The organism is [Muricauda] lutisoli (nom. illeg.) (genome assembly GCF_017313105.1).
Lineage (GTDB): Bacteria > Bacteroidota > Bacteroidia > Flavobacteriales > Flavobacteriaceae > Flagellimonas > Flagellimonas lutisoli.
Map to the genome: position 1 here is coordinate 705,216 of NZ_JAFLND010000002.1, position 26,618 is coordinate 731,833.

The window sequence follows — 26,618 nt, forward strand, 5'->3', positions numbered from 1 at the left end:
TTTGCCCCCACATTTTTAAAGAACCATTCTTTAACTTAATCAGGTATAGCATGCAACTGTACAATACATTAAGTGCAAAAGAAAGGGAAGCCCTTATTGAGGAAGCTGGAAAAGACCGGCTCACCATCTCTTTCTATAAATATGCACACATAGGAAACCCTCAAATTCTGAGGAACCATCTTTTCTTGGCTTGGAACGATATGGAAGTGCTTGGTCGGATTTACGTGGCCCGCGAGGGCATCAACGCTCAGCTTTCTGTTCCTGCGGACAACTTCAATGTTTTTAAGGAGCATTTGGACAGCATCTCATTTTTGGAAAATGTACGATTGAACATTGCCATTGAGCAGGACAACAAATCATTTTTAAAGCTGAAGGTAAAGGTCCGCAAAAAAATCGTTGCCGATGGTTTGAACGATGACACTTTTGATGTGACCAACAAAGGTATCCATGTAGGTGCTGAACAGTTCAATGAACTTATTGAAGATGAGAACACCGTTTTGGTGGATATGCGGAACCACTACGAAAGTGAAATAGGCCATTTTAAAAATGCCGTAACCCCCGATGTGGATACATTCCGTGATTCCCTCGATATTATTGAACAAGACCTGGCGGAGCACAAGGAAGACAAAAAATTGGTGATGTACTGCACTGGAGGTATACGTTGCGAAAAGGCAAGTGCATATTACAAGCATAAAGGCTTTAAGAATGTCTATCAGCTGGAAGGCGGAATTATTGAATACACCCGACAAGTGCGCGAAAAGCAACTGGAAAATAAATTTCTTGGCAAAAACTTTGTTTTCGACCACAGAAGAGGGGAACGTATTTCTGAAGAAGTAATCGCACATTGTCACCAATGTGGCAAGCCTTGCGACACTCATGTGAACTGTGCCAATGAAGCCTGCCATTTGTTGTTTATACAATGTGAGGAGTGCGCCGAAAAAATGAACAATTGCTGCTCCGTGGATTGTATGGAAGTGCACGCATTGCCCTATGAGGAACAAAAACGTTTGCGTAAAGGCAAGGGAGCCAGTAACAAAATATTCAAGAAAGGTCGCTCTCCCGTCTTGAAATACAAGAAGTAGCATTTCACTACTGCAACAAATTGTACTATATTTACAACTAGTAATTTTTATGAACCCTTTTTAAGGAATTGCTTTAAGTTTCCTTAAATCAAGATATTATATATGGCGTGTAGCAGTTGTTCAACCGGCAAGGATGGACAACCGCGTGGTTGCAAGAACAATGGTACTTGCGGCACTGATGGTTGTAATAAGCTAACAGTCTTTGATTGGCTTTCCAATATGTCGTTGCCCAACGATCAAAAACCCTTTGATTGTGTTGAGGTGCGTTTCAAAAACAGTAGAAAGGAATTTTTCAGGAATACGGAGAATCTCCCATTGTCCATTGGCGATGTAGTGGCCACCCAGGCCAAATCCGGTCACGATGTCGGGGTGGTTACCTTGACGGGTGAATTGGTTAGGATACAGATGAAACACAAAAAAGTATCTCCGGACGACAAGACCATCCCTAAAATCTACAGAAAAGCTACCCAGCGAGACATTGATATTTGGCAAAAATGTCGCGATAAGGAGGAAGGAATTAAAAAGCGTTCCCGCGAAATAGCCATTTCATTAAAACTTCAAATGAAGTTGAGCGATGTGGAGTTTCAGGGCGATGGCTCCAAAGCCACATTTTATTACACAGCCGATGATCGAGTGGATTTTAGGCAATTGATCAAGGATATGGCCAAGGCTTTTGGCATCCGTATTGAAATGCGTCAAATAGGATACAGACAGGAGGCCCAGCGATTGGGAGGAATTGGGTCTTGCGGTCGCGAACTCTGTTGTTCCACTTGGTTAACGGATTTCAGGTCCGTTAGCACGGCATCTGCCCGTTATCAACAACTGGCGCTGAACCCACAAAAATTGGCGGGACAATGTGGTAAACTTAAATGTTGCCTCAACTACGAATTGGACATGTATTTGGAGGCACTTAAAAACTTTCCACCATCCGATTGCAAGTTAAAGACCAAAAAAGGCATCGCATTTTGCCAAAAGGCCGATATTTTTAAAGAAACACTTTGGTTTTCCTACAAAGATGAGCCCGCAACATGGCATACACTCAGCAAAGACCAAGTATTGGAAATCTTGGAATTGAACAAGAAAAACGAGAAAATTGCTAGTTTGGAGGAATACGCCGCAGACAATTTGATTGAAGAAAAAACAACTTTCGAAAATGTAGTCGGTCAAGATAGCCTTACCCGTTTTGATAGGCCAAAAAAGAAAAAACGCAGAAAGAAAAAACGCAGAAAACCAAAATCTAAAGCATCTTCCAATGCGAAATAAATTTTTGTTACTGCTTATTGCAGCCCTTGCTCTATCATCCTGCAATGAGTCGTTGGTTTATTCCGACTATACCCCCATCCAAGAAGGTAAATGGGAGATGGACCAAGGTGTCGACTTTCAGTTCTCTGAACTGGATTCCACTCAGACCTATAATATGTTCATCAATATCAGAAATGATGATACGTTCGCCTTTAGCAATTTATTCCTGATTACCGAGTTAGAATATCCGAGCGGAAATACCGTTAAGGATACATTGGAATACAGAATGGCCGAACCCAGCGGGGAATGGTTGGGAAAAGGTATGGGAAGCGTCAAGGAAAATAAACTTTGGTACAAGGAAAAGATCGATTTTCCGAATTCTGGCGTATATAAAGTGAATATTTCCCATGCCATGCGTAAAAATGGCGATGTGGAAGGCCTTCATGTTTTAGAAGGAGTAACGGATGTTGGTTTGGAAATAGAAAAAGCACCCAAATTATAATGGCAAAGAAGCGTCAAAAAAAACAGAAACAAAATTTTCTTCCTTTTATTAAGTGGTTCTGGATTTTATTCGGAGCAGGAGTACTTTCCGTTGTACTTATTTTTCAATTGGCTTCGTGGGGAGTATTCGGGGAAATGCCCACGTTCGAACGTTTGGAAAACCCAAGTACCAATTTGGCAACGGAGTTTATCTCATCGGATGGTGAAACATTGGGCAAACTATACCTTAACGATAACAGGACCCCAGTTACTTATGACGGACTGCCCGAGAATTTGGTGAATGCATTGGTTGCTACCGAAGATGCCCGTTATTTCGATCACTCAGGAATAGATGCGAGGGGAACACTTAGGGCCGTGGCCTATTTAGGCTCGAAAGGTGGGGCAAGTACCATTTCCCAACAGCTCTCGAAGTTGTTGTTTACGCAAAAACCTTCTGGAGGAATAGAACGGATCATTCAAAAAATAAAGGAATGGGTGATAGCGACCCGTTTGGAAAGGCAGTATACCAAAGAAGAAATCATAGCGATGTACTTAAATCAATATGACTTTATTAACAATGCAGATGGTATACGTTCCGCGGCCAGAATTTATTTTGGAAAAGAACCAACCGATTTAAGAACGGAAGAATCCGCCGTTTTGGTGGGGATGCTAAAAAACTCATCCCTTTATAACCCTATGCGCCGAGAGGAACTGGTATTGAACAGAAGGAATACGGTGCTAGGTCAAATGGCCAAATACGGTTACATAACGGAAGAGGAAAAGGATTCGCTCCAAGGGTTGGAGATGAAAATCAACTTTAACCCAGAATCACACCGAGAAGGGTTGGCCACCTATTTTAGGATGTATCTTCAGCGTTGGTTGAACAATTGGGTAAAAGAAAACCCAAAACCAAACGGCGAGGAATATAATATTTATTTGGATGGGTTAAAGGTTTATACCACCGTGGATTCCAGAATGCAAAAAAATGCCGAAGAGGCAGTTCAGGAGCACATGACGAATCTTCAGGCGGAGTTTTTTCATCAAAACACACCGCAAAGAAATGCGACAGCACCCTTTTTGGATATTTCCAGAGGCGCTATCGACACGATTATGCGAAGTGCCATGAGGCGATCGGCCAGATGGCGTCATTTAAAAAGAGAAGGCCTGTCCGAAAAAGACATTGAAGCCACTTTTCAAGAAAAAACAGAAATGACCGTTTTTGATTGGAACAGTGATTCCTATGAAAAGGATACTATTATGACCCCGATGGATTCCATAAGGTATTACAAAACCTTCCTTCGCACCGCCATGATGTCCATGGAGCCGCAAACAGGTCATGTAAAAGCGTGGGTCGGGGGAATTGACTATAAACATTTTCAATATGACAATGTAATTCAAGGAGCCAGACAAGCAGGTTCTTTGTTCAAGCCTTTTGTATATGCTGCGGCAATTGACCAATTGCGCTATTCGCCTTGTTACACCCTTCCCGATAATCAATATTGTATTGAGGCCGGCAAGCATGGGAATATGGAAATGTGGTGCCCTCACAACTCTGACGGGACGTATTCTGGAGAGAATTTGACATTAAAAAGCGCCTTGGCCAATTCGGTGAATTCAGTTACGGCACAGCTTATTGACAGGGTAGGACCAGGTTCTGTAGCCTCAATAGCTAAGAGTATGGGAGTTACCAAGGAAATACCTCCGGTACCTTCCATTGCATTGGGTACGCCCGATGTAAGTGTCTATGAAATTGTGGGTGCTTTCGGTACTTACGCCAACCAGGGCGTATATGTAAAACCTGTAATGGTTACCCGTATCGAAGACAAAAACGGAACCGTGCTTTACGAATACAAACCAGAAACCAAAGATGTATTGAGTAAAGATGTGGCCTATGCCATGGTCAACCTTTTGGAAGGGGTTACCGAATACGGATCAGGTGGAAGGTTGCGACACACCTTTGGTAAGGACCAAACCGTGTACAAAGAAATTATAACGGGTTACCCCTACGAACTGACCAATCCCATAGCAGGAAAAACTGGAACCACCCAAAATCAAAGTGATGGATGGTTTATGGGGATGGTGCCCAATTTGGTTACCGGTGTTTGGGTAGGTGGTGAGGACCGTTCCGTCCATTTCGAACGATTGGCTTATGGACAAGGAGCGGCCATGGCTTTGCCTATTTGGGCTTTATACATGAAAAAGAACTACGCCAACGAAGAAATTGGTGTATCAAAAGAAGCTTTTGAAGAGCCTGAAGAAATGTCGATCAATATCGATTGCTCCAAGGAGCAAGAAGATGAGGAGGAAGAAAAAATTGATACTGAAGACGATTTGGACGATTTGGATTTTTAAGTCAAAACCGTTTCAACAAAATAAAGCCCCAAGCATATCTTAATTTGCTTGGGGTTTTTTTATTTAAATCGTAATTTCAGGGAATATAAATAAGAATTCTATGATCAATAAAAAAGTTGCCAATGTTGCCGAAGCTTTAAGTGGTGTCGAAGATGGCATGACCTTTATGTTGGGCGGGTTTGGCCTGTGTGGAATACCCGAAAACGCTATTGACGAATTGGTCCGTTTGGGCATCAAGGATATCACTTGCATTTCAAACAATGCCGGGGTGGACGATTTTGGTCTTGGCCTGCTTTTGCAAAAGCATCAAATCAAGAAAATGATTTCCTCCTATGTCGGCGAAAACGATGAGTTTGAACGTCAAATGCTTAGTGGTGAGCTCGAAGTGGAATTGACACCTCAAGGAACGCTGGCCGAGAAATGTAGGGCGGCACAAGCAGGGTTCCCTGCCTTTTATACTCCTGCGGGATACGGAACCGAAGTGGCAGAGGGAAAAGAAACGCGTGAATTTGACGGTAAAATGTACGTGCTTGAGCCTGCTTTTAAAGCGGATTATGCTTTTGTAAAAGCTTGGAAGGGTGATGAGGCCGGCAATCTTATTTTTAAAGGAACAGCCCGTAATTTTAATCCTTGTATGTGCGGAGCTGCAACCATAACCGTAGCGGAGGTGGAAGAACTTTTGCCAGCAGGAAGCCTCGACCCGAACGAGGTTCACATACCGGGAATATTTGTACAGCGTATTTTCCAAGGAGACAAATTCGAAAAACGAATTGAGCAACGAACAGTAAGACAGAAAGCATAATTATGTTAGATAAGAACGGAATAGCAAAACGAATTGCAAAAGAGGTGAAGGACGGATATTACGTGAACCTTGGTATTGGAATACCAACCTTGGTCGCCAACTTTGTACGTGACGATATAAGTGTTGAGTTCCAGAGTGAGAACGGTGTATTGGGTATGGGTCCATTTCCATTTGAAGGAGAAGAGGATGCGGACATTATCAATGCCGGTAAGCAAACAATAACCACTTTGCCCGGAGCTTCTTTTTTTGACTCGGCCATGAGTTTTGCCATGATTAGGGGGCAGCATGTGGATTTGACCATTTTGGGTGCCATGGAAGTTGCTGAAAATGGTGATATCGCCAATTGGAAGATTCCTGGAAAGATGGTGAAAGGAATGGGCGGTGCCATGGATTTGGTTGCATCCGCGGAAAATATCATTGTGGCCATGATGCATACCAACCGAGCAGGAAAATCCAAATTATTGAAACGATGTACCTTGCCATTGACCGGGGTTGGCTGTGTAACCACCATTGTGACCAACCTTGCCGTATTGGAAGTTACCGAGGATGGGTTTAAATTACTGGAAAGGGCTCCTGGTGTTTCGGTCAAAGAAATCGAAGAGGCCACTGAAGGTGAATTAGTGGTGGAAGGAGATATTCCCGAAATGAATATTTCATAAATATCCTTTGCTTTTTTACAACAAAAACAAGGGATTACACAACATAAGTTTTAAATTGCCATTCATCGATAATATATTTGGTTATATCGAAATTTTTACCCAAATTAACACCGTTAAACCCCGTAACCATGGCACTAAAATCAAAAACTACGATGGACGAAAATGTACAAGTTTACAGAAATGATTTTTTCACAGGTTTTATGCTTTTGATCAAGAAGCTTTTTATGCTATAGATCAGTATTTATCCCCCCTGAAAAATATGGAGCCAACGTTTTGTTAGGCTCTTTTTTTTGCAATAATTTTAGGCAAAAGCGATTGCTATGCCCTTATCTGTTCGGGAATGTGTCAAATCTGATTTGGAAACCTTGGTCGTGATGTCCAAAAACACTTTTTCCGAAGCCTTTGAGAAGGACAACGACCCCGAAGATTTCCAAGCATACATTAAAGAGGCGTTCCACCCCGACAAGCTTGCCGCAGAACTGGCGAACAGGAACAGTCTTTTCTATTTTGTGTTTGATGATGATGAAATTGTCGGCTACTTTAAATTGAATATTGATATGGCACAGACCGACGTACACGATCCCAGCGCCTTGGAAATTGAACGTATTTACGTATTGGGCGACCATCAAGGTAAAAAGATAGGCTCTTGGATGCTCCAACAAATAACCGCATTGGCCAAAACCTTGGGTAAGGTCTACATTTGGTTAGGGGTTTGGGAGCACAATCCAAATGCAATTCGTTTTTATCAAAAGCATGGGTTTGTAAAATTTGGGGAACATCCGTACTACATTGGCAGCGACAAACAAACAGATTGGTTGCTACAGTTAAATGTTCAATAAATTTCCAAGATAAAGCATGTCCCCTTCAGCCTGTAATTTATGGGCAATAGTGTTTTCAAATGCCGCATGGATAAGCAGGGAAATGGCATGGGCATTTAACTTTGTTAGACTATTGGTCCGGTAAACCACATCTCGGATAGTGGAAAAGCTCATATTGCTCTTTATGGCAATATTGGCAAAATCATTTTTGGAAGTATTCCTTCTCAGCACTTCGGAAAGTTGTTCGGTAATTGGCTTTCCGTAATCTTCTTCACCAAAAATCAATTCAGTTTTTACAAGCGGCCCGAGGCCTTTGATTGAACCCATACATATTTTGTGTTTATGATTTATATGTCGGGGTCTTATCCTATTTTCTATATTTGGCCTGTAACCCAATTACAGAAAACTAGATAAATTGCTGCGTTAAGTGCATATTGCGTAACAATATTACACAATATAGAAATAAATGTATATAATTAAGCAGTTAAGGAGAAAAAATAGTATCAGTCAATCACAATTGGGTAAAGAAATTGGGGTCAGTTTGCGTACTATTCAACTCTACGAACGCAAGGACGCCAACATTCCTATTAAAAACCTCACCAAGATCGCAGAGTATTTTGGGCTCACCATTGCAGAGCTATACATGCATGAGGTCAACGATATGGGAGAGGCCTATACCAAACGACAGCCTTTTATCAAACATGGCAGTGTTTTTTACCCTTTGGAGCATGGAAAGTATTTGGTAATGGCTCCGCTTGTATTGGTGGAGTGGCATCAAAAGTACATAAAGGATGTACAGAAGGATAACCTCATCAATCCGTTTCAAGGTGGATTTATTATTGACTTTTTGACCGATGAACCCCATCGCATTTTTGAAGTGTCCGGTGATTCCATGGACGATAAAAGTGCAGCTGCCATTCCGAATAAATCCTATGTGCTTGGGTTGGAAATCAAAAAAGAATCTTTGACCCGTAACAATGAAACCTATTGGAACCGATCTTACATATTGGTTTGTACGGACAGGATTATCTGTAAGCGGCTTACAGGGTATCACAAGCAACATAAATCGCTCATGTGCCATAACTTGAATACGTCGCCGGAGTTTCAGGATTTTGAACTGCCTCTGGATGATGTATTGCAGGTCTTTAAGGTTGTGAAAAAGCAGTTTTAACCCCTCAACACTCAAATTGAATTCAATATTTGGGAGGCTTTGTCCAAAACATCGTTGGTCTTCGCAAAGCAAAACCGAAGGAATTTCCTGTCATAATCCGCCTTGCAAAATACAGAGACAGGAATACTCGCAAGTTTATGTTCCTTGATCAAACGTTCCGCAAAGTCCGTATCCTTTTCGTCTGTGATGTCCGAATACTCCAACAATTGAAAATAAGTACCGGCCGAAGGAACCATTTTAAATCTGGAGTCTTTGATGCCATTTAAGAAAGCATCCCGTTTTTCTTGATAAAAACCACCGAGCTTTAGATAATGCTGAGGGTCATTTAAGTATTGGGCTAGAGCAAGTTGCAGCGGATGGTTCACCGAAAAGACATTGAACTGGTGCACTTTTTGAAATTCCCACATCAAGGGTTTTGGGGCTACGCAATAGCCCATTTTCCAACCAGTGGCATGAAATGTTTTACCAAACGATGAACAAATGACACTCCTGGCAGCCAAATCTGGATATTTCGCCGCACTCTCATGCAACTTGCCATCAAAAACAATATGTTCATAAACCTCATCGCTCAACAATATGATATCTGTATCCCTTAAAATTTCTTGAAGCTGTAGCATATCGTCTTTAGACCAAATGGTGCCCGTAGGATTTTGCGGAGTATTACAGATGACCATTTTGGTTTTTGAGGTTATGGCCGATTTAAAAGCGCTCCAATTCATTTTAAAATCATTCCCCTCTAAGGGCATCGCGACGCTTTTGCCACCAAAAAGGGATATGGCGGGTTCGTAGCAATCAAAGGCGGGTTCTATAACAATCACTTCATCTTTGGGGTGCACAAAGGCAGCAATAGTAGTGAAAATCGCTTGGGTTGCACCGGCCGTAACGGTGATTTCAGATTCTGGATGATAATAGTTACCATACAAGCGCTCAATTTTTTCTGAAATGGCCTCCCGAAGGGATAGAGCCCCTTGCATAGGTGCATATTGATTGTTTCCTTTTTTATAAGCTTCGTTCACGAGTCTCAGAAGTTCTGGGTCGGGGTCAAAGTTTGGAAATCCTTGGGATAGATTTATGGCATTGTGGGCACTTGCCAGCTGACTGATGGTTGTAAAAATGGTAGTACCCACATAAGGTAGTTTAGATAGTGGTTCAATCATTGGCGTGATGTTCTTTTAAAGCGTTGAGGACTTTTTCCAGGCAACTTTCCAAGTCTTTTTTCACTTCGGTTTCCCAAAAGCGGAACACGGTGTAACCCATTTGCTCCAATGCTTCGTTCACTTCTTGGTCCCGTTGTATGTTGCGTTCAATTTTAGGAATCCAAAACTCGCGGTTGCTCTTTATCTTATGTTTGCGTTCCTCCCAATTATGCCCGTGCCAGAACTCCCCATCAATAAATATGACGGTTTTGTACTTTTTTAATGCAATATCAGGCCTTCCAATGAGCTTTTTGTAATCTATACGATATCTGTATCCCGATTGCCATAACGCTTTTCTAAAGGCAAGCTCCGGTTTGGTGTTCTTGCCACGAATTTTCCCCATGATCTTGGAACGCTCGGGTGTAGTGTAAAAACCGGATTCCTCATTGAAACGAGGTACTTTTATACGCTCTTTTTGGTATTTTTTGGGCATACCGTAAGTTAACAAAAAACCCAAACTCCTAATGGAATTTGGGTTTTGTTTTATGTGAACATGAGGTGTTTATCCCTTTAACGTAGCGGATAAGTACTCACGGTTCATTCGGGCAATGTTGGTCAAGGAAATACCTTTAGGGCACTCCACTTCACAAGCTCCTGTGTTGGTGCAGTTACCGAAACCTTCCAGGTCCATTTGGCGAACCATATTTTGCACACGTTCCGTAGCTTCGATTCTTCCTTGAGGCAACAAGGCAAATTGCGAAACTTTGGCAGAGGTAAATAACATGGCACTCGCATTTTTACAAGCCGCTACACAGGCACCACAACCAATACAGGTGGCGGCATCCATGGCTTCGTCCGCTGCGTATTTGTTAATTGGGATGGTGTTGGCATCTACCGTGTTACCGGAAGTGTTCACGGAGATATATCCACCAGCTTGCTGAATGCGGTCAAAAGCGCTTCGGTCCACAACCAAGTCCTTGATCACGGGGAATGCTTTGGCGCGGAACGGTTCAATAACAATAGTGTCCCCATCATTGAACTTGCGCATGTGCAATTGGCAAGTGGTCACCATTCTATCCGGACCATGGGGTTCACCATTGATCTGCAAGGAGCACATACCACAGATACCTTCCCTGCAGTCGTGGTCGAACTCTACGGGTTCTTCTCCTTTGGAGATCAAGTCTTCATTTAAAATATCCAGCATCTCCAAGAACGACATATCACCTTCTACACCATCTAGGGTATAATCAACTATTTTTCCAGGTGAGGATGCGTCTTTTTGACGCCATATTTTTAGATATAATTTCATAGCTTCTTATTTGTAGGATCGTGTCTTCAGTTCAATATTTTCGTATACCAAATCCTCTTTGTGCAATTTGGCATCTTTTGGCTCGCCTTTGTATTCCCATGCGGCCACATATTTAAAGTTTTCATCATCGCGGAGCGCCTCGCCTTCTTCGGTCTGGTACTCTTCACGGAAGTGTCCACCACAGGATTCGTTTCTCTCCAAGGCATCTTTGGCGAAAAGCTCTCCCAGTTCCAAGAAGTCGGCAACACGTCCAGCTTTTTCCAACTCTTGGTTTTTGGAATTGATGCTTCCGGGAACTTTTACATTCTCCCAGAAATCTTTTCTTAGCGCGGAAATTTCCTTTATGGCTTCTTTCAGTTCTTTTTCGTTACGGGCCATACCACATTTGTTCCACATGATCTTGCCCAGTTTTTTATGGTAGTAGTCCACGGAGTGGATTCCTGAACCGCCCGTCAACTTCTCCATTCTTTCACGGACCTGTTGCTCCGCCTCCTCAAACTCCTTGGAGTCTGTTGGAATGGCACCTGTTCTAATATCATCGGATAAGTAATCACCTATAGTGTAAGGCAGTACAAAATATCCATCGGCCAGTCCCTGCATCAAGGCGGAAGCTCCCAAACGGTTGGCGCCGTGGTCGCTAAAGTTGGCCTCTCCTGCTGCGTAGCAACCAGGAATGGTGGTCTGCAAGTTGTAGTCTACCCAAAGACCGCCCATGGTGTAGTGTACCGCAGGATAGATCATCATTGGAGTTTTATATGGATTCTGATCTACGATTTTTTCGTACATCTGGAATAGGTTTCCATACTTGGCCTCCACAACCTCTTCACCCAATTTGGTGATGGTTGTTTTGTCTGGATTTTTAATTCCAGAGGTCAGGGCTTTTTCCTTTCCGTAACGTTCAATAGCAGATGCGAAATCCAAGAACACGGCTTCACCAGTTTTGTTTACTCCAAAGCCGGCATCACAACGTTCCTTGGCAGCTCTGGAAGCCACATCTCGAGGCACCAGGTTACCGAATGCGGGATATCTTCTCTCCAAATAGTAATCCCTATCTTCTTCGGCCAGTTCCGTTGGCTTCAGTTTGCCTTCGCGAATGGCAATGGCATCTTCTTTTTTCTTAGGTACCCAAATACGTCCATCATTTCTTAGCGACTCGGACATCAATGTCAATTTGGATTGATGGTCACCTGAAACAGGAATACAGGTTGGGTGGATTTGTGTAAAACATGGATTGGCAAAGAAAGCGCCTTTACGGTGTGCTCTCCATGCGGCCATTACGTTACTTCCCATGGCATTGGTGGAGAGGAAGAATACATTTCCGTAACCTCCAGTTGCCAAAACCACTGCATGGGCACTGTGTCTTTCAATTTCACCGTTTACCAGGTTTCTGGCGATGATACCTCTCGCTTTGCCATCCACCAAAACCAAATCCATCATTTCATGACGGTTGAAGGCTTGGATCTTACCACGGTTAATTTGACGGTTCATCGCAGCGTAGGCCCCAAGCAACAATTGTTGCCCGGTTTGTCCTTTCGCATAGAAGGTTCTTGATACGAGTACCCCACCAAAAGAACGGTTGTCCAACATGCCGCCATATTCGCGGGCAAAGGGAACCCCTTGTGCCACACATTGGTCAATAATGTTGCCCGATACTTCTGCCAATCGGTAAACGTTGGCTTCACGGGAACGGTAATCTCCACCTTTTATGGTATCGTAGAAAAGGCGGTAGTTACTATCGCCGTCTCCTTGATAGTTTTTTGCTGCGTTGATACCACCTTGGGCAGCAATGGAGTGGGCCCTACGTGGAGAATCTTGATAACAGAATGTTTTTACATTGTAACCCAACTCGGCCAAAGTAGCTGATGCGGCACCACCTGCAAGTCCTGTACCTACGACAATGATGTCGATGTTCCTTTTGTTGGCAGGGTTAACTAGATTGATGTCGTTTTTATGCTTGGTCCATTTGTCGGCCAACGGCCCAGATGGAATTTTAGAGTCCAATATGCCCATACTTAATGTGTTATTGGGTTAAGGTGGTGGTATATGGCGATAAATGCAAATGCCAAGGGTACCACTACCGCAAATATTTTAGCAAATTTTTTGAATCCATCGGTGTACTTATTGTTCGCACCCATGGATTGTAACGAGGAGGCAAAGCCGTGCCACAAGTGCAGGCTTAGCAACACAAAGGCAACCACGTAAAGAACGGTTCTCCAAATCGGTTCGAATTTCTCGACCGTTTCGTGATAGTAACGTGTTGGATCCTCTGGATTGGCCTCAACATATTTATAGGCCATTTCATGCACCCAGAAATCGTAGAAGTGCAATGCCAAGAAAGCAAGGATCACCAAACCGGAGTAAATCATGTTTCTGGAAACCCAAGGTGCGTTCGCGCTGCCTTTGTACTTAACATAGCTTACATCCCTGGCCTTTTTGTTCTGGATTTCCAAAACAAAGCCCATAACAAAATGTATGATCACACCTGCAATTAAAATAGGCTGCATCAAAAATTGTACGATAGGGTTGTAACCCATAAAGTGGGATGCTTCATTAAAAAATTCCGGGGAAAATACCGAGGCCAAATTGATGGTCACGTGAAGAATCAAAAATGTGACCAAAAAAAGACCCGATAGGGCCATTACATATTTTCGGGCCAACGAAGATTTTATCAAACTCATTAGAAGTTAGTTTTTACACAAAAATACAGTACGGATGAGTTTTTAACAAGCTTTCAACATTGTAAAACCGTTTATTTAGATTCATTTTAAGCTACTGGGATTTAATCCTTCGGGATTTGATTTTGCGAATTTTAACCGATATTACGGTTGATTTTCAAACCAATGCAAAAAACATGGATGTCGCCATTCTTTCCGTAAGCCTTAATGTGTATTCCACAGCTAGGATTGCCGAGGAATTTGAAAAGGAAGGCCATTACGTGGAGCATATTGACCATACGAAATGCTCTGTACAATTGGGAGGGGAGCAACCAAAAATTTTTTATGGAAGAGAGGATATCACGAATGAGTTCGATGCTGTTGTCCCAAGAATAGGCACCACGGTGACCAGACATGGAGCGGCTATTGTAAAGCAGTTTGAGATGAACCATGTTTTTAGTACAGCGAAGTCATTGGGGATCATTAGGGCAAGAAATAAGGTTTCTACCTTACAGATGATGTCCAAAAAGGGCATTTCCGTTCCAAACACGGTGTTTTCCATCAACCCAAACAATGTTGAAGATCAGATAGAACTTTTGGGCGGTGCACCTGTAATCATAAAACTACAGGAGGGCACCCAGGGTAAAGGGGTTATTTTGGCCGAAAGCAAAAAGTCGGCAAAATCCGTGATAGATACGTTGTACAATATGAACACCAGCATTTTGCTACAGGAGTATATCGAAGAGGCCAATGGAGAAGATTTGAGAATAGTAGTGGTGGGCAACAAAATTGTGGCCGGTATGAAGCGAACCAGTGAACTTGATGATTTTAGGTCCAATGTGCACAGGGGGGCAGAGACCCAAAAAGTACAACTGACCCCACGAGAAAAATTCATGGCCATCAACGCAACCAAGCATCTGGGGCTTGGTGTTGCCGGTGTGGATTTGATAAGATCAAAAAGAGGGCCTTTGTTGATCGAGGTCAATGCCTCTCCCGGTCTTAAGGGCATTGAGGCCGCCACGGGGGTAAATGTCGCCAAATCTATTGTTCAATTTGTGGAAAAGAACGGCAGAAGAAACAGGAAATAAGTTGGTTCGCCCTAGTTTACCCGGGCTGTTCCATTATTTTTTTGTTGACCTCGTTCACGCTCCATTTTATAGCGTCTTCCAGATTGCAAAATTGACGTATTTTATTTCGGAAGAACATTTTTTCCAACACCAAACTAGCCAATCCACTTTGGTTATAGGCAACTACAGAATAAAATTCCAGTTGATTGTGATGTTTATAGAATTTTAACCAATCCGTGGGAGCAACCGGGTAATTATGGATTCGGTTGCTGATATAGGCAAGGGGTTCGTCTTTTCCTAAAACCTCGTTGGCTACCCCTATAATTTTTTCAGCAACTGACCAATCAAAGATCTCTCCTTCCTTCATTTCGGAAATGACCAATCCATTAAAGAAATAGAACACCCGAAATTCGTATTCCCTGATTTCCCTGATGGTTTTAAAAAATTGTAAATCTTTGACACGCTGCATAGTTTCTCTAGTGGTTTTAATGAATAGTATCCATTAAAAATAGATTTAGGCAATGGGTCCTTTTGAGTATAATCAATCAATGGTGTTTACGAATTGGTACAATGGCCTTTTCAATTGACGACCATTTTTTCATTATAAAAGACAAAAGAATTATTCTTACAGAAGCTGTTTTATTACCGTATTATTTCTCCATGCTTTTTAGTTGAATTCCCAATGCTCTTGTGGATAACTGGACTTCCAAAAGGGAGAGGATCAAAGAAATCATTAAGAAAACCAAACTGATTCCAAAGATAGCATTGGCCCAAACACGCATTTCCACATAGATCAAAAACATGGTAACTGCAGCCAATAAAAAACTTACGATGGCAGAGGCCTGCATATTTTTAATAATGCCCAGGCGCTTGCGTAATTGGTTGATCTGTTGTTTTAGAGGCTGGGCAGAAGTTTCCTCGAACTGCTTGTGAAGTTGGCGGATCAGTGCCGCAATGGCCAGATACCTTGCATTGTATGCTAACATTGTTAAGGAAATAGCAGGAAAAAGAAGCGCGGGAATACTTAAGTTGAGTTGCATTTTTTCAATTTGATAAGGAAGGTAAGAATTTGTCTTCGGTAACGCAATTACCTAAATTTGGGCAAATCAAATTATACATATGAAATACGCTCAAATAAACAGTAACCTTTTTATAAAGAACCGTAAGAAATTCACGGCTCAAATGAGGCCTAAGAGTATAGCAGTTTTTAACTCGAACGATATTTATCCCATTGGTGCGGATAGTACCCTGCCTTTTGAACAAGATCGTGATATTTTTTATTTGAGCGGAGCAGACCAAGAGGAAACTATTTTATTGCTGTTCCCCGATGCGATCGACCCCAAGCATAGGGAAATCCTTTTTGTGAGGGAAACAAACGATCACATTGCCGTTTGGGAAGGGGCGAAGCTTACCAAAGAGAAGGCAACAGAAGTTTCCGGCATAGAAACCGTTTATTGGCTCACTGATTTTGATAAGATCTTTTTTGATTTAATGACCGAGGCGGATACCATTTACTTTAATACCAACGAGCATTACCGACAAGCTGTGGAAACCCAAACACGGGAAGCAAGGTTCATAGAAAAATGTAAAAAAGAATATCCAGCACATCAATGGGCCAAGAGCAATCCTATTTTACAAAATATTCGAGGGGTCAAGGAGCCCGAGGAGATTGAATTGATGCAAACCGCTTGCGATATCACCGAAAAAGGATTTAGAAGAATATTGGAGTTTGTAAAACCTGGTGTTTGGGAACATGAAATTGAAGCTGAATTTTTGCACGAATTTATCCGAAACCGATCCAAAGGATTTGCATATAGCCCAATTATTGCTTCGGGCAACAATGCCAACGTGCTACATTATCTGGAAAACAACCAACAAGTACAGGATGGTGATATGATATTGTTGGACCTTGCGGCTGAGTATGCCAACTATTCCAGTGATATGACGCGTACTATACCGGCAAACGGTAAATTTACCGATAGACAAAAAGAAGTTTACAAGGCCGTACTCCGTGTAAAGGATGAAGCAACCAAAATGTTGGTGCCTGGAACCATTTGGGCAGAATACCACAAGGAAGTAGGTAAACTGATGACTTCCGAGCTGATTGGTTTGGGCTTGTTGGACAAGGCCGATGTACAAAACGAAAATCCAGATTGGCCGGCCTACAAAAAATACTTTATGCACGGGACCAGCCATCACATTGGATTGAATACCCATGATTACGGTGAATTGAAAAAACCGATGAAAGCCAATATGGTATTTACAGTGGAACCCGGGATTTATATTCCGGCCGAAGGAATGGGAATCCGTTTGGAGGATGATGTCGTGATCCAAGAAAAAGGAGAGCCATTTAATTTGATGCGCAATATCCCAATAGAAATTGAAGAGATAGAGGAGTTGATGAATACATAGGCCCTATGAAGTTTTTATTTTTCTTAGTGCAACAAACCAACATTGAAAAAAAGATAGAGGAAGCTCCCGACAGCGCCTACGAAATTGGTGTGGTCATTGGTAGTTACCTCCCTTTCGTGGTTTTGGCGGCCATAGCATATGGTATCTACTACTACAACAAAAAGAAGCGGGGCTCGGAGTAATCAGATTACATGTGCCGGGTCGATTTTTGTAAAATCAACGTCTTCTTAATAAGGTAGATGCATGTCATCTAATCGTATTTGCTACAACTCTTTTGCGGTGACTAGGAAAATATCCTAACTTTAAGTTTTTCCAACCAATACATTTACATATAAGATAATGACCAAAACAACCTGCATTTTTTCACTGATTTTTATGTCCGTTTTTACCATGGCCGCCAACATAGAGGGCAAAACCATTCAAGAAAATTTTAAAGTAACACTGGTTTCACCCGAAAATGGTGCATATAACGTTTCTCCTGAAATCCCCGAAGATGGTATGGTTTCATCCGGAACGGAGCTGACCGTTCAGGCCAGTCCTTCCGAAGGATTTAGTTTAGACGCCATTTATTACACCTATAAAGGAGGAATGTGGGGAACCACAAGTGTAGAGAACTTTACTGGCTCCATGAAAATTACCGTGGATAGGGATATGTCCATTGGAGCCACTTTTGTGGAGGATGACTTGGTGAACAATCTGAATGTAACCCATGATGTGGTATATGCAAAACCAGGAGTAAAACCTTTAAAGTATGACGTGTATTCCCCAAAAGGAGCAGAAAATCTGCCTTTCGCCATTATAGTGCACGGCGGGGGATGGTCATCCAATAATGAGGATATTATGAGGGGCTTGGCTCGCGAACTTGCCAAAGGTAATCGCTACGTGGTGGTGAGTATAGATTACAGATGGGTGAACCAATTGGATGGTGATGAAGAACCCAATTCCATGCATGAACTTATTGAAGATGTTTTTGGAGCCATTGCCCACATTCAAGAACATGCTGCCGAATACGGGGGAGACCCAACCAAAATTGCTATAACCGGAGATAGTGCAGGAGGTCATTTATCTGCATCTGCTGCAATATTGAGCCCTATGATCGGTGACGGTGGTTTTGGGAAGGCTAACGATGCTTATGAATTTTTGCCATCCTATATGCCACATGGAAAAACTGTCGAGGCCGTGAATAAAGAAATAACAGAGGCTATAAAAGTCGTAGCACCGAGTTACGGACCATTCAGCGCTGAGAATTTTAAACAATTTATGCCTGAACAAGCGGGAAAAGAATATTTTGATGCGGTATCTCCAGCGGCACATGTGCCCAATGTGGCGGATCGTGCCATACCTCACTTCATAGTAAGGGGAACCCAAGATCCACTGATCAGTAATGAAGTCGTTCAACCTTACGTGGAAGACTTAAAGAAGAACGGTCAAACTGTGGAATATATTCAAGTTGAAGGAGCAGGGCACGCGTTTTTTGATTGGAAACCCGATGCTCAAACAAGAGCGACCTTTGCTAAATTTGGAGTTCCCTATGCTGCAGAAATGAAATCCTTTTTTGATTCAGTTCTTTACTAACCAAAATGAGCAAGATGGACAGAAAAACACACTGGGAAACCGTTTATAACACCAAAAAACCGGATGAGGTAAGTTGGACCCAGGAGGTTCCGCAGACTTCTCTGGATTTTATCCATTCGTGTAAGCTGGACAAAGCAGCAAGAATCATTGATGTTGGTGGTGGCGACAGCAAATTGGTGGATTATTTGCTCAGTGAAGGCTTTGAAAATATTACCGTTCTCGATATTTCGGGCAAAGCCTTGGAGCGTGCCAAAGCAAGGCTTGGCGATAAAGCCCATAACGTTAAATGGGTGGAAAGTGATATCCTCAATTTTAAACCACAAGAAACCTATGATCTATGGCACGATCGGGCAGCATTTCACTTTTTAACGGAACCCGAACAAATTAAAACCTACGTAGAGCTGACCAAAAAAGCGGTAGCTAGGCATATGATTTTGGGCACATTTTCTAAAAACGGCCCCAAAAAATGTAGTGGGCTGGACATTAAGCAGTATGATAAAGAGCAAATGGAGGCAACATTCTTTAATGGCTTTCATCAAACCCAATGTAAGACTGAAGACCATACGACCCCATTCGAAACAACACAGAATTTTATCTTCTGCAGTTTTAAAAGAAAACAGGATTAACTTGGAGTTGGTTGCTTACCGTAAATAAGATTCAAAACCACAAATGCGATTAGTGCGGGGAGTACCCAACCGAGTTGGTGTTCGCTAAATGGAATCCAATCAACATAAGGGGAAATTAATTCTCCAAAACCAATGCTTGCCAAAAAATCAGGAACGCTGAACAAGATGGTTGTCCAAACCACTTGTTTAAACACCTTTGGCGAACTCCACTTTTTCGGAACAACATTCAATAAAATCAAAACAATCGTTATCGGATAAATAAACATTAGTGACGGAACAGCTACGGTAATAATATAGCCTACATCAAACTGACCTACCAGGACCCCTAACAAACAACCTAAAAAAGCAGTAATGCGATAAGCCAATAGGGAATCTTTGAATCGTCCTTTAATAAAATCTGAAGTGCCGGTTACTATGCCAACAGCAGTAGTGAAACAGGCTAAACTTACCAAAACACTGAGTAACAGATTGGCTGTTTGTCCTAAGGTTTTTGCGCTGACTCCCCGTAAAAGAGCTGTCCTGGAAATGTCGGTATCAAAGGAATCCCCGAACAAGGCCCCTGTAAGTATTAAGCCTCCATACACCAAAAACAAGCCTATTCCCGCCCAAAGTCCCGCGCTGCCAATGAGTCTCTTTTTTTCTTCAAAAGAAGCAGCTTTTTCTTTTAAGTTGATGGAAATGATAATTACGGCTCCTACTACAACGGCGCCAATGGCATCAAAAGTTTGATACCCTTCCAAAATGCCCGAACTAAAAGGTTGGTTCATTTGAGAAGGGATAAAATCAAAATCCAAAGTAAAAACAGCGGTGGATATCATTATCAAAAGAATGATAAGGATACCTGGGGTCAAAAGCTTGCCCAATGCGTCCAGAACCTTAGTGCGGTTGATGGCAAAAACAAACACTAACATAAAATAAACAAGACTGGTAAGCAATGATGAGGAACCCCAAAATGGCTGGATGGCCATTTCGTGCGTTACAGATGCCGTACGTGGTGATGGCAGTGCAATCGCAATGGCATAGATCAAATAACAGTAGATTACACTAAAAGTGGGCGATACTTTTTTGGCAAAATCAAAAAGGGTTCCCTGTATTTTTGAATGGGCTATTATACCTAAAATAGGAATAAGTACTCCCGAAACACAAAACCCCAAGGTGACCAACCACCATAAATCTCCGGATTTAAAACCCAATAGTGGCGGAAGAACTAAGTTTCCAGCGCCAAAAAAAAGGGAAAAAAGAGCAAAGGCGGTAACTGTTAACGATTTTTTACTAATGCGTTGTTGATAATTTGTTTTCAATGTACTATATTACGAAAGCGTTTTTGAGCGAAAAAAGATAGCTTTTTGTCGATTTTCTTGTATTTCATCGAAAAAAATACTTTATGAAAGCAAGTATGAAATAAAAAGTTATCAACATCCGTTTCTATTAAAAATGAACTTATAAAATCAATTTGTATAACAAAAAACTACGAACCAATTTAAGTATTTTTCGAAGCCCCATTTCGTAAATCTTCGCTTTTCTCCAAACACACAACTGCTTATGAAATCAACTACTACGCAACACGGCAACAAATTTTCTTCTTTCTTTTGCAATTTGTTCGGGCACCACTATGTGGTTTCAAAGAAAGTGACCCAGCACATTAAAGAGTACAAATGCATTCATTGCCAGAAAGAAGTCACAACGGATGTTAGTGGCAAGCTTTCCGCCTTGACTCCTCAAATGCAAGAAATAAACAGTACATTGGAAGACATGTACAGAAAAAGAAAAAGCAGGGTAGTGCACCAAGTGGCATAGCCCTTTTTTATTTTAGGAAAGGCCCAAATCTTATCCCGGAAACTTAAGTAATTGCCTGCTGCTAATGGTTGCGTGCCCCAATGCCATGATGTAGGGATGCCCTTGATTTTCGGGATTTTTTTATTCGTTGAACGAGTTCCAGCCCTGTGCGGTAATCGGAATTTTGGCCTCACCTCTCGTAATCAAGTGAATGCCTTCGTTCTTTTCTGTCAGATGTCCAATCACCGTTAGGTTAGGATTCCCCTTTATTTTTGGAAAATCTTCTTGGTCGATGGTGAACAATAATTCATAATCTTCACCACCGCTCAAAGCAATCATGGTACTGTCCATTTTAAATTCCTCGGATGCTGAAATCACGGTCGGGTCCAATGGGATTTTCTCCTCAAAGACATTACAGCCTACATCACTGTGCTTGCACAAATGAATCACTTCGGAAGAAAGGCCGTCACTGATGTCGATCATTGAGGTAGGCTTTACTTCTAATTTTTTGAGCAACTCAACAATATCTTTCCGAGCTTCGGGTTTCAATTGGCGTTCAACGATATAGGAATAGGGTTCAAGATCGGGTTGACTGTTCGGGTTAACTTTGAAAACCTCTTTTTCACGTTCCAGAACCTGAAGGCCCAAATAGGCTCCTCCAATATCACCGGTCACAACCAACAAATCGTTGGGTTTACCGCCTTTTCGGTAAACGATTTCGTCGTCGTTCGCTGCACCGATTGCCGTTACGCTAATAATCATTCCCCTTGTGGAAGAAGTGGTGTCTCCACCGACCAAATCCACATTGTACAATTTACAAGCCAAGGCAACTCCAGCATAAAACTCCTCTAGCGCTTCCAAAGGAAACCTGTTGGAAATGGCCAACGAAACGGTAACCTGAGTAGCAAGGGCATTCATGGCGTAGATGTCGGAAAGATTGACCATAACCGACTTGTAGCCCAAATGCTTTAGGGGCATATAGCTTAAGTCAAAATGGACCCCTTCCACCAACATGTCAGTGGACAGAACAGTTTTTTTGCCATTGTAGTCCATTACGGCGGCGTCGTCACCCACCCCAATTATGGAAGATGGTTGCTTGAGCTCAAAGTTTTTGGTAAGATGGTCGATTAGGCCAAATTCGCCTAATTCTTCCAAAGATGTACGTTCTTGATTCTTGTCTTCTAGCATTTTGCAAAAATAATGAGGATAATCGTAAATTCTGGTGTCGGACGGCACATAAAATTTTTTTCGGTAAAACGGTGTCAAAAATCATGTAAATACTTGCGAACAGGGGCTTGATAAGCCTTGTGGAGACTTGAGCTTTATTTTCCATAGGAAACGCCTATGGAATCATACGTTATAATAATGTTAGTTGCTATGGTAAAACCCTACATATACAGTATATTTGTGGGCTATTTAGATTAATTACAAGTAAGATGATTAAGGTTTCAGAATCAGCAAGGCACAAAGTGGTGGCGCTCATGACCGAGGAAGGTTTTGATGCAACCACGGATTTTGTGCGTGTTGGCGTAAAGAGCGGAGGGTGCAGTGGATTGTCTTATGAATTGAAGTTTGATAAATCCGCAGCGGATACAGATAAGGTTTTTGAAGATAATGATGTGAGAATCATTGTAGATAAAAAGAGCTTTTTGTATTTGGTAGGCACCACATTGGAATATTCTGGAGGTTTGAACGGGAAGGGTTTTGTGTTCAACAATCCCAATGCCCAAAGAACCTGCGGATGTGGAGAAAGTTTTTCACTATAAACATTGACTAAAGGCCTGTAATTGGCTAACTTAAAGATATATGGCTTATACAGAGGAAGAATTAAAAAAAGAACTGGAGACCAAAGAGTACGAGTATGGTTTCTATACTGACATTGAATCGGACACCCTTCCCAAAGGGTTGAACGAAGACATTGTTATTGCCATCTCCAAAAAGAAGGAAGAACCGGATTGGATGACGGAGTGGCGATTGGAAGCTTTTCGTGCCTGGAAAGAAATGGAGGAACCGGAATGGGCCAATGTGACCTATGAAAAGCCGGACTTCCAAAATATTTCTTATTACTCCGCCCCGAACAAAAAACCCAAGTACAACAGCTTGGATGAAGTGGATCCAGAATTATTGGAAACCTTCAAAAAGTTGGGGATTTCCGTGGATGAACAGAAAAAATTGGCCGGTGTCGCAGTGGATATCGTGATGGATTCTGTTTCCGTGGCGACCACCTTTAAAAAGACATTGGCCGAAAAAGGAATCATTTTCTGTTCCATTTCCGAAGCCATTCAGGAACATCCCGAATTGGTAAAGAAATATTTGGGGACAGTAGTTCCAAAAAGGGACAACTTTTATGCCGCCTTGAATTCAGCAGTATTTTCCGATGGATCTTTCTGTTATATTCCCAAAGGTGTAAGGTGCCCCATGGAACTTTCCACCTACTTCCGAATCAACCAAGCCGGAACGGGACAGTTCGAAAGAACTTTGGTGATTGCCGAAGAGGGTAGCTACGTGAGCTATTTGGAAGGGTGTACCGCGCCAATGCGCGACGAGAACCAGTTGCATGCAGCTGTAGTGGAGCTCATTGCTTTGGACGATGCAGAAATCAAATATTCCACCGTTCAGAACTGGTACCCAGGTAATGATAAAGGAAAAGGTGGTGTTTTCAACTTTGTGACCAAGCGAGGATTGTGCGAAAAGAACGCTAAGATTTCTTGGACACAGGTAGAAACTGGATCGGCCGTAACTTGGAAGTATCCATCTTGTGTATTGAAAGGAGATAACTCGATCGGTGAGTTCTACTCTATTGCTGTGACCAACAATTTTCAGCAAGCAGATACAGGAACCAAAATGATTCACTTGGGCAAAAACACCAAGAGTACCATAATTTCCAAAGGTATCTCCGCAGGCCAATCGCAAAACAGCTACCGTGGATTGGTGCAGGTGAACAGCCGTGCCGAAAATGCAAGGAACTTCTCGCAATGTGATTCCCTGTTGATGGGCAACCGTTGCGGAGCACATACGTTCCCTTATATTGAAGCCAAGAATAAAACAGCACAAATAGAGCATGAGGCAACTACCAGTAAAATTGGTGAGGACCAAATTTTCTATTGTAACCAAAGGGGAATCGATACAGAGAAGGCCATTGCATTGATCGTAAATGGATTTAGCAAGGAGGTGCTGAACAAACTCCCAATGGAATTTGCCGTAGAAGCTCAAAAACTGTTGGAAATTAGTTTGGAAGGCTCCGTAGGATAATAAACCACCATCATAAAATAATATTTGAAGAACAATAGCATGCTAGAAATCAAAAATTTACACGCAAGCGTAGAGGATAAGGAAATCCTGAAGGGAATAGACCTAAAGGTGAATGCAGGTGAGGTACACGCCATTATGGGGCCTAACGGTTCTGGTAAAAGTACCTTGGCCGAGGTAATCGCGGGTCAAGAAGAGTTTGAAGTGGGAGAAGGAAACATTCTCTTGGAAGGAGAGGATTTGGAAGAGCTTTCCCCAGAGGAAAGGGCCCACAAAGGAGTGTTCTTGTCTTTCCAATACCCGGTTGAGATTCCAGGGGTATCGGTGACCAACTTTATAAAGACCGCCATCAATGAATCCAGAAAAGCACAAGGTCTGGAAGACATGCCGGCCAACGAAATGCTCAAAAAGATTCGTGAGAAGTCCGAAATGTTGGAAATAGACAGAAAATTTCTTTCCCGTTCCTTGAACGAAGGGTTCTCTGGAGGTGAAAAGAAGCGTAACGAAATCTTCCAAATGGCAATGATGGAACCCAAATTGGCCATTTTGGACGAGACCGATTCCGGTTTGGATATCGATGCACTGCGTATCGTGGCCAATGGTGTCAATAAATTGCGCAGTAAGGACAATGCTATCATAGTAATTACGCACTATCAACGTTTGTTGGAATATATCGTTCCCGATTTTGTACATGTGTTGTACAATGGAAAAATCGTAAAATCCGGAACCAAGGAATTGGCCTTGGAATTGGAAGAAAAAGGATACGATTGGTTAAAAGAAGAAGCTGCGGTATAACCAGTTTTGTCATTCCCATGAAAATGGGGATCCAAATGAAAAAAAGAATCATTAATTAGATTTCTGCCAATGCAGGAATGACAATTAAAAACGAATGGATTTAAAGGAAAAATTAGTCTCCTCTTTTATGGCTTTTGAAGATGGCTTGGATTTAGATCATCCAGTGCATGAAGAAAGGTCCAATGCCATTAAGAACTTTGAGACCAAAGGCTTCCCAACAAAAAAGGATGAAGCTTGGAAGTATACTTCGTTGAAAGGCTTGCAAAAAATCGATTTCAGTATTTTTCCAAAGCAAGAAACGACCTTGGAGTACAAAGATGTGAAGAAGTACTTCCTTCATGATATAGACACCTATAAAATTGTGTTTGTAGATGGAGTATACAGTTCCTATCTGTCTGAAACAACACACGACGGTGTAGATGTTTGCTTGATGAGCTCCGCATTCAGTAAGCCAATGTTCCAACAGGTGATTGAAGTGTATTTCAACAAAGCGGCCTCCAAAGATGAGTCGTTGACCTCGTTGAACACTGCTTTCAGCAAAGAAGGGGCCTATATATACATCCCAAAAAACAAAATGCCCAAAAAGCCTATCCAAATATTGCATTTGGCCACGGGCAACGAGGCAGCCTTGATGTTGCAACCACGTAACTTAATAGTAGCGGAGGACAACGCTGAGGTCCAGATTATAGAACGTCACCAAAGCTTGACCGGAAATGAGGTGTTTACCAATTCTGTAACGGAGATTTTCGCCGGTAAAGATGCCATTGTGGACTACTACAAGGTCCAGAACGATGCGCCTACCGCTTCTTTGGTGGACAACACCTACATTTCGCAAAAGGATAAAAGTGTAGTGAGGGTTCATACCTTCTCTTTGGGCGGAAAACTGATTCGCAACAACCTCAATTTTTATCAGAACGGTGAGCGAATCGATTCTACCTTGAAAGGAGTGACGATTTTGGGTGACAAACAGCACGTGGACCATCACACTTTGGTTCACCACGCACAGCCTAATTGTGAGAGCCATCAAGATTATAAAGGAATATTTGGCGACAGCTCCACAGGGGTGTTCAATGGAAAGATCATTGTGGACAAGATTGCCCAGAAAACGGACGCCTTTCAGCAGAACAACAACATTTTGTTAAGCGATAGGTCGACCATCAACTCAAAGCCTCAATTGGAAATTTTCGCGGATGATGTAAAATGTTCGCACGGATGTACCATTGGTCAGTTGGATGAAGAAGCTCTTTTCTACCTAAGATCAAGGGGAATTCCGAAGAAAGAAGCCAAAGCTTTGATGATGTATGCATTTGCCAACAACGTTTTGGAGAGTGTCCGTATTCCCGAGCTAAAGGCAAGAATCAACAAGATTATTGCTGAAAAATTGGGTGTTCGTATGGGGTTTGACCTCTAAAC

General features: G+C 42.2%; 28 protein-coding genes. 18 read left to right on the forward strand and 10 right to left on the reverse strand.

What is annotated here, in order from left to right:
• The first annotated feature begins 50 nt into the window (after positions 1–50).
• The 7 genes from trhO to J0X13_RS10510 all read left to right on the forward strand — a co-directional run bounded on the left by trhO (position 51) and on the right by J0X13_RS10510 (position 7,456).
• A complete protein-coding gene (trhO, locus tag J0X13_RS10480) occupies positions 51–1,082 on the forward strand; it encodes an oxygen-dependent tRNA uridine(34) hydroxylase TrhO (RefSeq protein ID WP_207071362.1) in 1,032 nt (343 codons plus the stop codon).
• 102 nt (positions 1,083–1,184) lie between these two features.
• Positions 1,185–2,345, forward strand: a complete 1,161-nt coding sequence (locus J0X13_RS10485) for a PSP1 domain-containing protein (protein ID WP_207071363.1) — start codon at positions 1,185–1,187, stop codon at positions 2,343–2,345.
• Positions 2,335–2,826, forward strand: coding sequence for a gliding motility lipoprotein GldH (locus J0X13_RS10490; RefSeq protein ID WP_207071364.1), 492 nt, complete (start codon positions 2,335–2,337; stop codon positions 2,824–2,826). Before J0X13_RS10485 ends, J0X13_RS10490 begins: the two co-directional genes overlap by 11 nt.
• On the forward strand, positions 2,826–5,156 hold the full coding sequence (locus tag J0X13_RS10495) for a transglycosylase domain-containing protein (RefSeq protein WP_207071365.1): 2,331 nt from the start codon (positions 2,826–2,828) through the stop codon (positions 5,154–5,156). The genes J0X13_RS10490 and J0X13_RS10495 overlap by 1 nt, the downstream gene beginning before the upstream one ends.
• Positions 5,157–5,256: 100 nt before the next feature.
• Complete coding sequence (locus tag J0X13_RS10500) at positions 5,257–5,958, forward strand: CoA transferase subunit A (RefSeq protein ID WP_207071366.1); 702 nt, start codon at positions 5,257–5,259, stop codon at positions 5,956–5,958.
• 2 nt (positions 5,959–5,960) lie between these two features.
• Complete coding sequence (locus tag J0X13_RS10505; protein WP_207071367.1) at positions 5,961–6,617, forward strand: CoA transferase subunit B; 657 nt, start codon at positions 5,961–5,963, stop codon at positions 6,615–6,617.
• Positions 6,618–6,937: 320 nt separating this feature from the next.
• Positions 6,938–7,456 (forward strand): GNAT family N-acetyltransferase, encoded by a 519-nt coding sequence (locus J0X13_RS10510; RefSeq protein WP_207071368.1) that lies wholly within the window; start codon positions 6,938–6,940, stop codon positions 7,454–7,456.
• Here the strand turns inward: J0X13_RS10510 and J0X13_RS10515 are convergent.
• Positions 7,442–7,762: a hypothetical protein gene (locus J0X13_RS10515; RefSeq protein WP_207071369.1), complete on the reverse strand. Its 321-nt coding sequence runs from the start codon at positions 7,760–7,762 to the stop codon at positions 7,442–7,444. The genes J0X13_RS10510 and J0X13_RS10515 overlap by 15 nt on opposite strands.
• A gap of 139 nt (positions 7,763–7,901) precedes the next feature.
• Here J0X13_RS10515 and J0X13_RS10520 point away from each other — a divergent pair, with 139 nt between their 5' ends.
• A complete protein-coding gene (locus tag J0X13_RS10520; RefSeq protein ID WP_207071370.1) occupies positions 7,902–8,606 on the forward strand; it encodes a helix-turn-helix domain-containing protein in 705 nt (234 codons plus the stop codon).
• Positions 8,607–8,617: 11 nt separating this feature from the next.
• Here J0X13_RS10520 and J0X13_RS10525 read toward each other — a convergent pair whose 3' ends face one another.
• The 5 genes from J0X13_RS10525 to J0X13_RS10545 all read right to left on the reverse strand — a co-directional run bounded on the left by J0X13_RS10525 (position 8,618) and on the right by J0X13_RS10545 (position 13,729).
• Positions 8,618–9,763: a methionine aminotransferase gene (locus J0X13_RS10525; RefSeq protein ID WP_207071371.1), complete on the reverse strand. Its 1,146-nt coding sequence runs from the start codon at positions 9,761–9,763 to the stop codon at positions 8,618–8,620.
• Positions 9,756–10,235: a very short patch repair endonuclease gene (locus J0X13_RS10530; RefSeq protein ID WP_207071372.1), complete on the reverse strand. Its 480-nt coding sequence runs from the start codon at positions 10,233–10,235 to the stop codon at positions 9,756–9,758. Before J0X13_RS10530 ends, J0X13_RS10525 begins: the two co-directional genes overlap by 8 nt.
• A 69-nt stretch (positions 10,236–10,304) precedes the next feature.
• Complete coding sequence (locus J0X13_RS10535; RefSeq protein ID WP_207028877.1) at positions 10,305–11,051, reverse strand: succinate dehydrogenase/fumarate reductase iron-sulfur subunit; 747 nt, start codon at positions 11,049–11,051, stop codon at positions 10,305–10,307.
• Positions 11,052–11,057: 6 nt separating this feature from the next.
• A complete protein-coding gene (locus J0X13_RS10540; protein WP_207071373.1) occupies positions 11,058–13,061 on the reverse strand; it encodes a fumarate reductase/succinate dehydrogenase flavoprotein subunit in 2,004 nt (667 codons plus the stop codon).
• A 2-nt stretch (positions 13,062–13,063) separates the two neighbouring features.
• Complete coding sequence (locus tag J0X13_RS10545; protein WP_207071374.1) at positions 13,064–13,729, reverse strand: succinate dehydrogenase cytochrome b subunit; 666 nt, start codon at positions 13,727–13,729, stop codon at positions 13,064–13,066.
• Between the two features lie 116 nt (positions 13,730–13,845).
• On the opposite strand from J0X13_RS10545, the gene J0X13_RS10550 reads away from it, so the two are divergent.
• Complete coding sequence (locus J0X13_RS10550) at positions 13,846–14,793, forward strand: RimK family alpha-L-glutamate ligase (protein ID WP_242535701.1); 948 nt, start codon at positions 13,846–13,848, stop codon at positions 14,791–14,793.
• A gap of 16 nt (positions 14,794–14,809) precedes the next feature.
• Here the strand turns inward: J0X13_RS10550 and J0X13_RS10555 are convergent, their stop codons facing one another.
• Together J0X13_RS10555 and J0X13_RS10560 are read right to left on the reverse strand one after the other, a co-directional pair.
• The gene (locus tag J0X13_RS10555; protein ID WP_207071375.1) at positions 14,810–15,241 is read right to left on the reverse strand and encodes a hypothetical protein; all 432 of its coding nucleotides are present in this window, start codon (positions 15,239–15,241) and stop codon (positions 14,810–14,812) included.
• A gap of 181 nt (positions 15,242–15,422) precedes the next feature.
• Positions 15,423–15,812 carry a DUF2721 domain-containing protein gene (locus J0X13_RS10560; RefSeq protein WP_207071376.1) on the reverse strand — a complete coding sequence of 130 codons (390 nt, stop codon included), beginning with the start codon at positions 15,810–15,812 and terminating at the stop codon, positions 15,423–15,425.
• A gap of 79 nt (positions 15,813–15,891) precedes the next feature.
• Between J0X13_RS10560 and J0X13_RS10565 the strand changes: the two genes are divergently transcribed.
• From J0X13_RS10565 to J0X13_RS10580, 4 genes are all read left to right on the forward strand, one after another.
• A complete protein-coding gene (locus tag J0X13_RS10565) occupies positions 15,892–17,184 on the forward strand; it encodes an aminopeptidase P family protein (protein WP_207071377.1) in 1,293 nt (430 codons plus the stop codon).
• A 5-nt stretch (positions 17,185–17,189) separates the two neighbouring features.
• Positions 17,190–17,366 (forward strand): hypothetical protein, encoded by a 177-nt coding sequence (locus J0X13_RS10570; protein WP_207071378.1) that lies wholly within the window; start codon positions 17,190–17,192, stop codon positions 17,364–17,366.
• 157 nt (positions 17,367–17,523) lie between these two features.
• Entirely contained in the window at positions 17,524–18,759 is a 1,236-nt protein-coding gene (locus J0X13_RS10575) for an alpha/beta hydrolase (protein ID WP_242535702.1), read from the forward strand.
• A 5-nt stretch (positions 18,760–18,764) separates the two neighbouring features.
• Positions 18,765–19,385: a class I SAM-dependent methyltransferase gene (locus J0X13_RS10580; protein ID WP_207071379.1), complete on the forward strand. Its 621-nt coding sequence runs from the start codon at positions 18,765–18,767 to the stop codon at positions 19,383–19,385.
• Here J0X13_RS10580 and brnQ read toward each other — a convergent pair.
• Positions 19,382–20,686: a branched-chain amino acid transport system II carrier protein gene (gene brnQ / locus J0X13_RS10585; RefSeq protein ID WP_207071380.1), complete on the reverse strand. Its 1,305-nt coding sequence runs from the start codon at positions 20,684–20,686 to the stop codon at positions 19,382–19,384. The genes J0X13_RS10580 and brnQ overlap by 4 nt on opposite strands.
• 241 nt (positions 20,687–20,927) lie before the next feature.
• On the opposite strand from brnQ, the gene J0X13_RS10590 reads away from it, so the two are divergent.
• Positions 20,928–21,182 (forward strand): DUF1660 family phage protein, encoded by a 255-nt coding sequence (locus J0X13_RS10590; RefSeq protein WP_207071381.1) that lies wholly within the window; start codon positions 20,928–20,930, stop codon positions 21,180–21,182.
• Positions 21,183–21,302: 120 nt separating this feature from the next.
• On the opposite strand, the gene thiL is transcribed toward J0X13_RS10590, so the two are convergent.
• Complete coding sequence (gene thiL / locus J0X13_RS10595; RefSeq protein ID WP_207071382.1) at positions 21,303–22,349, reverse strand: thiamine-phosphate kinase; 1,047 nt, start codon at positions 22,347–22,349, stop codon at positions 21,303–21,305.
• Positions 22,350–22,597: 248 nt separating this feature from the next.
• On the opposite strand from thiL, the gene J0X13_RS10600 reads away from it, so the two are divergent.
• The 4 genes from J0X13_RS10600 (at position 22,598) to sufD (ending at position 26,616) form a co-directional block, all read left to right on the forward strand.
• Positions 22,598–22,927, forward strand: a complete 330-nt coding sequence (locus J0X13_RS10600; RefSeq protein ID WP_207028902.1) for a HesB/IscA family protein — start codon at positions 22,598–22,600, stop codon at positions 22,925–22,927.
• A 40-nt stretch (positions 22,928–22,967) separates the two neighbouring features.
• The gene (sufB, locus tag J0X13_RS10605) at positions 22,968–24,413 is read left to right on the forward strand and encodes a Fe-S cluster assembly protein SufB (RefSeq protein ID WP_207071383.1); all 1,446 of its coding nucleotides are present in this window, start codon (positions 22,968–22,970) and stop codon (positions 24,411–24,413) included.
• Positions 24,414–24,452: 39 nt separating this feature from the next.
• Positions 24,453–25,205, forward strand: coding sequence for a Fe-S cluster assembly ATPase SufC (sufC, locus tag J0X13_RS10610; protein ID WP_207071384.1), 753 nt, complete (start codon positions 24,453–24,455; stop codon positions 25,203–25,205).
• Between the two features lie 94 nt (positions 25,206–25,299).
• A complete protein-coding gene (gene sufD, locus J0X13_RS10615; RefSeq protein WP_207071385.1) occupies positions 25,300–26,616 on the forward strand; it encodes a Fe-S cluster assembly protein SufD in 1,317 nt (438 codons plus the stop codon).
• The last annotated feature ends 2 nt before the right edge of the window (positions 26,617–26,618 follow it).

What these genes read in the sequence shown, in the direction of transcription:
- trhO (WP_207071362.1), top strand. Translation starts at nt 51, where the DNA reads ATGCAACTGTACAATACATTAAGTGCAAAAGAAAGGGAAGCCCTTATT.
- J0X13_RS10485 (WP_207071363.1), top strand. Translation starts at nt 1,185, where the DNA reads ATGGCGTGTAGCAGTTGTTCAACCGGCAAGGATGGACAACCGCGTGGT.
- J0X13_RS10490 (WP_207071364.1), top strand. Translation starts at nt 2,335, where the DNA reads ATGCGAAATAAATTTTTGTTACTGCTTATTGCAGCCCTTGCTCTATCA.
- J0X13_RS10495 (WP_207071365.1), top strand. Translation starts at nt 2,826, where the DNA reads ATGGCAAAGAAGCGTCAAAAAAAACAGAAACAAAATTTTCTTCCTTTT.
- J0X13_RS10500 (WP_207071366.1), top strand. Translation starts at nt 5,257, where the DNA reads ATGATCAATAAAAAAGTTGCCAATGTTGCCGAAGCTTTAAGTGGTGTC.
- J0X13_RS10505 (WP_207071367.1), top strand. Translation starts at nt 5,961, where the DNA reads ATGTTAGATAAGAACGGAATAGCAAAACGAATTGCAAAAGAGGTGAAG.
- J0X13_RS10510 (WP_207071368.1), top strand. Translation starts at nt 6,938, where the DNA reads ATGCCCTTATCTGTTCGGGAATGTGTCAAATCTGATTTGGAAACCTTG.
- J0X13_RS10515 (WP_207071369.1), bottom strand. Translation starts at nt 7,762, where the DNA reads ATGGGTTCAATCAAAGGCCTCGGGCCGCTTGTAAAAACTGAATTGATT.
- J0X13_RS10520 (WP_207071370.1), top strand. Translation starts at nt 7,902, where the DNA reads ATGTATATAATTAAGCAGTTAAGGAGAAAAAATAGTATCAGTCAATCA.
- J0X13_RS10525 (WP_207071371.1), bottom strand. Translation starts at nt 9,763, where the DNA reads ATGATTGAACCACTATCTAAACTACCTTATGTGGGTACTACCATTTTT.
- J0X13_RS10530 (WP_207071372.1), bottom strand. Translation starts at nt 10,235, where the DNA reads ATGCCCAAAAAATACCAAAAAGAGCGTATAAAAGTACCTCGTTTCAAT.
- J0X13_RS10535 (WP_207028877.1), bottom strand. Translation starts at nt 11,051, where the DNA reads ATGAAATTATATCTAAAAATATGGCGTCAAAAAGACGCATCCTCACCT.
- J0X13_RS10540 (WP_207071373.1), bottom strand. Translation starts at nt 13,061, where the DNA reads ATGGGCATATTGGACTCTAAAATTCCATCTGGGCCGTTGGCCGACAAA.
- J0X13_RS10545 (WP_207071374.1), bottom strand. Translation starts at nt 13,729, where the DNA reads ATGAGTTTGATAAAATCTTCGTTGGCCCGAAAATATGTAATGGCCCTA.
- J0X13_RS10555 (WP_207071375.1), bottom strand. Translation starts at nt 15,241, where the DNA reads ATGCAGCGTGTCAAAGATTTACAATTTTTTAAAACCATCAGGGAAATC.
- J0X13_RS10560 (WP_207071376.1), bottom strand. Translation starts at nt 15,812, where the DNA reads ATGCAACTCAACTTAAGTATTCCCGCGCTTCTTTTTCCTGCTATTTCC.
- J0X13_RS10565 (WP_207071377.1), top strand. Translation starts at nt 15,892, where the DNA reads ATGAAATACGCTCAAATAAACAGTAACCTTTTTATAAAGAACCGTAAG.
- J0X13_RS10570 (WP_207071378.1), top strand. Translation starts at nt 17,190, where the DNA reads ATGAAGTTTTTATTTTTCTTAGTGCAACAAACCAACATTGAAAAAAAG.
- J0X13_RS10575 (WP_242535702.1), top strand. Translation starts at nt 17,524, where the DNA reads ATGACCAAAACAACCTGCATTTTTTCACTGATTTTTATGTCCGTTTTT.
- J0X13_RS10580 (WP_207071379.1), top strand. Translation starts at nt 18,765, where the DNA reads ATGAGCAAGATGGACAGAAAAACACACTGGGAAACCGTTTATAACACC.
- J0X13_RS10590 (WP_207071381.1), top strand. Translation starts at nt 20,928, where the DNA reads ATGAAATCAACTACTACGCAACACGGCAACAAATTTTCTTCTTTCTTT.
- thiL (WP_207071382.1), bottom strand. Translation starts at nt 22,349, where the DNA reads ATGCTAGAAGACAAGAATCAAGAACGTACATCTTTGGAAGAATTAGGC.
- J0X13_RS10600 (WP_207028902.1), top strand. Translation starts at nt 22,598, where the DNA reads ATGATTAAGGTTTCAGAATCAGCAAGGCACAAAGTGGTGGCGCTCATG.
- sufB (WP_207071383.1), top strand. Translation starts at nt 22,968, where the DNA reads ATGGCTTATACAGAGGAAGAATTAAAAAAAGAACTGGAGACCAAAGAG.
- sufC (WP_207071384.1), top strand. Translation starts at nt 24,453, where the DNA reads ATGCTAGAAATCAAAAATTTACACGCAAGCGTAGAGGATAAGGAAATC.
- sufD (WP_207071385.1), top strand. Translation starts at nt 25,300, where the DNA reads ATGGATTTAAAGGAAAAATTAGTCTCCTCTTTTATGGCTTTTGAAGAT.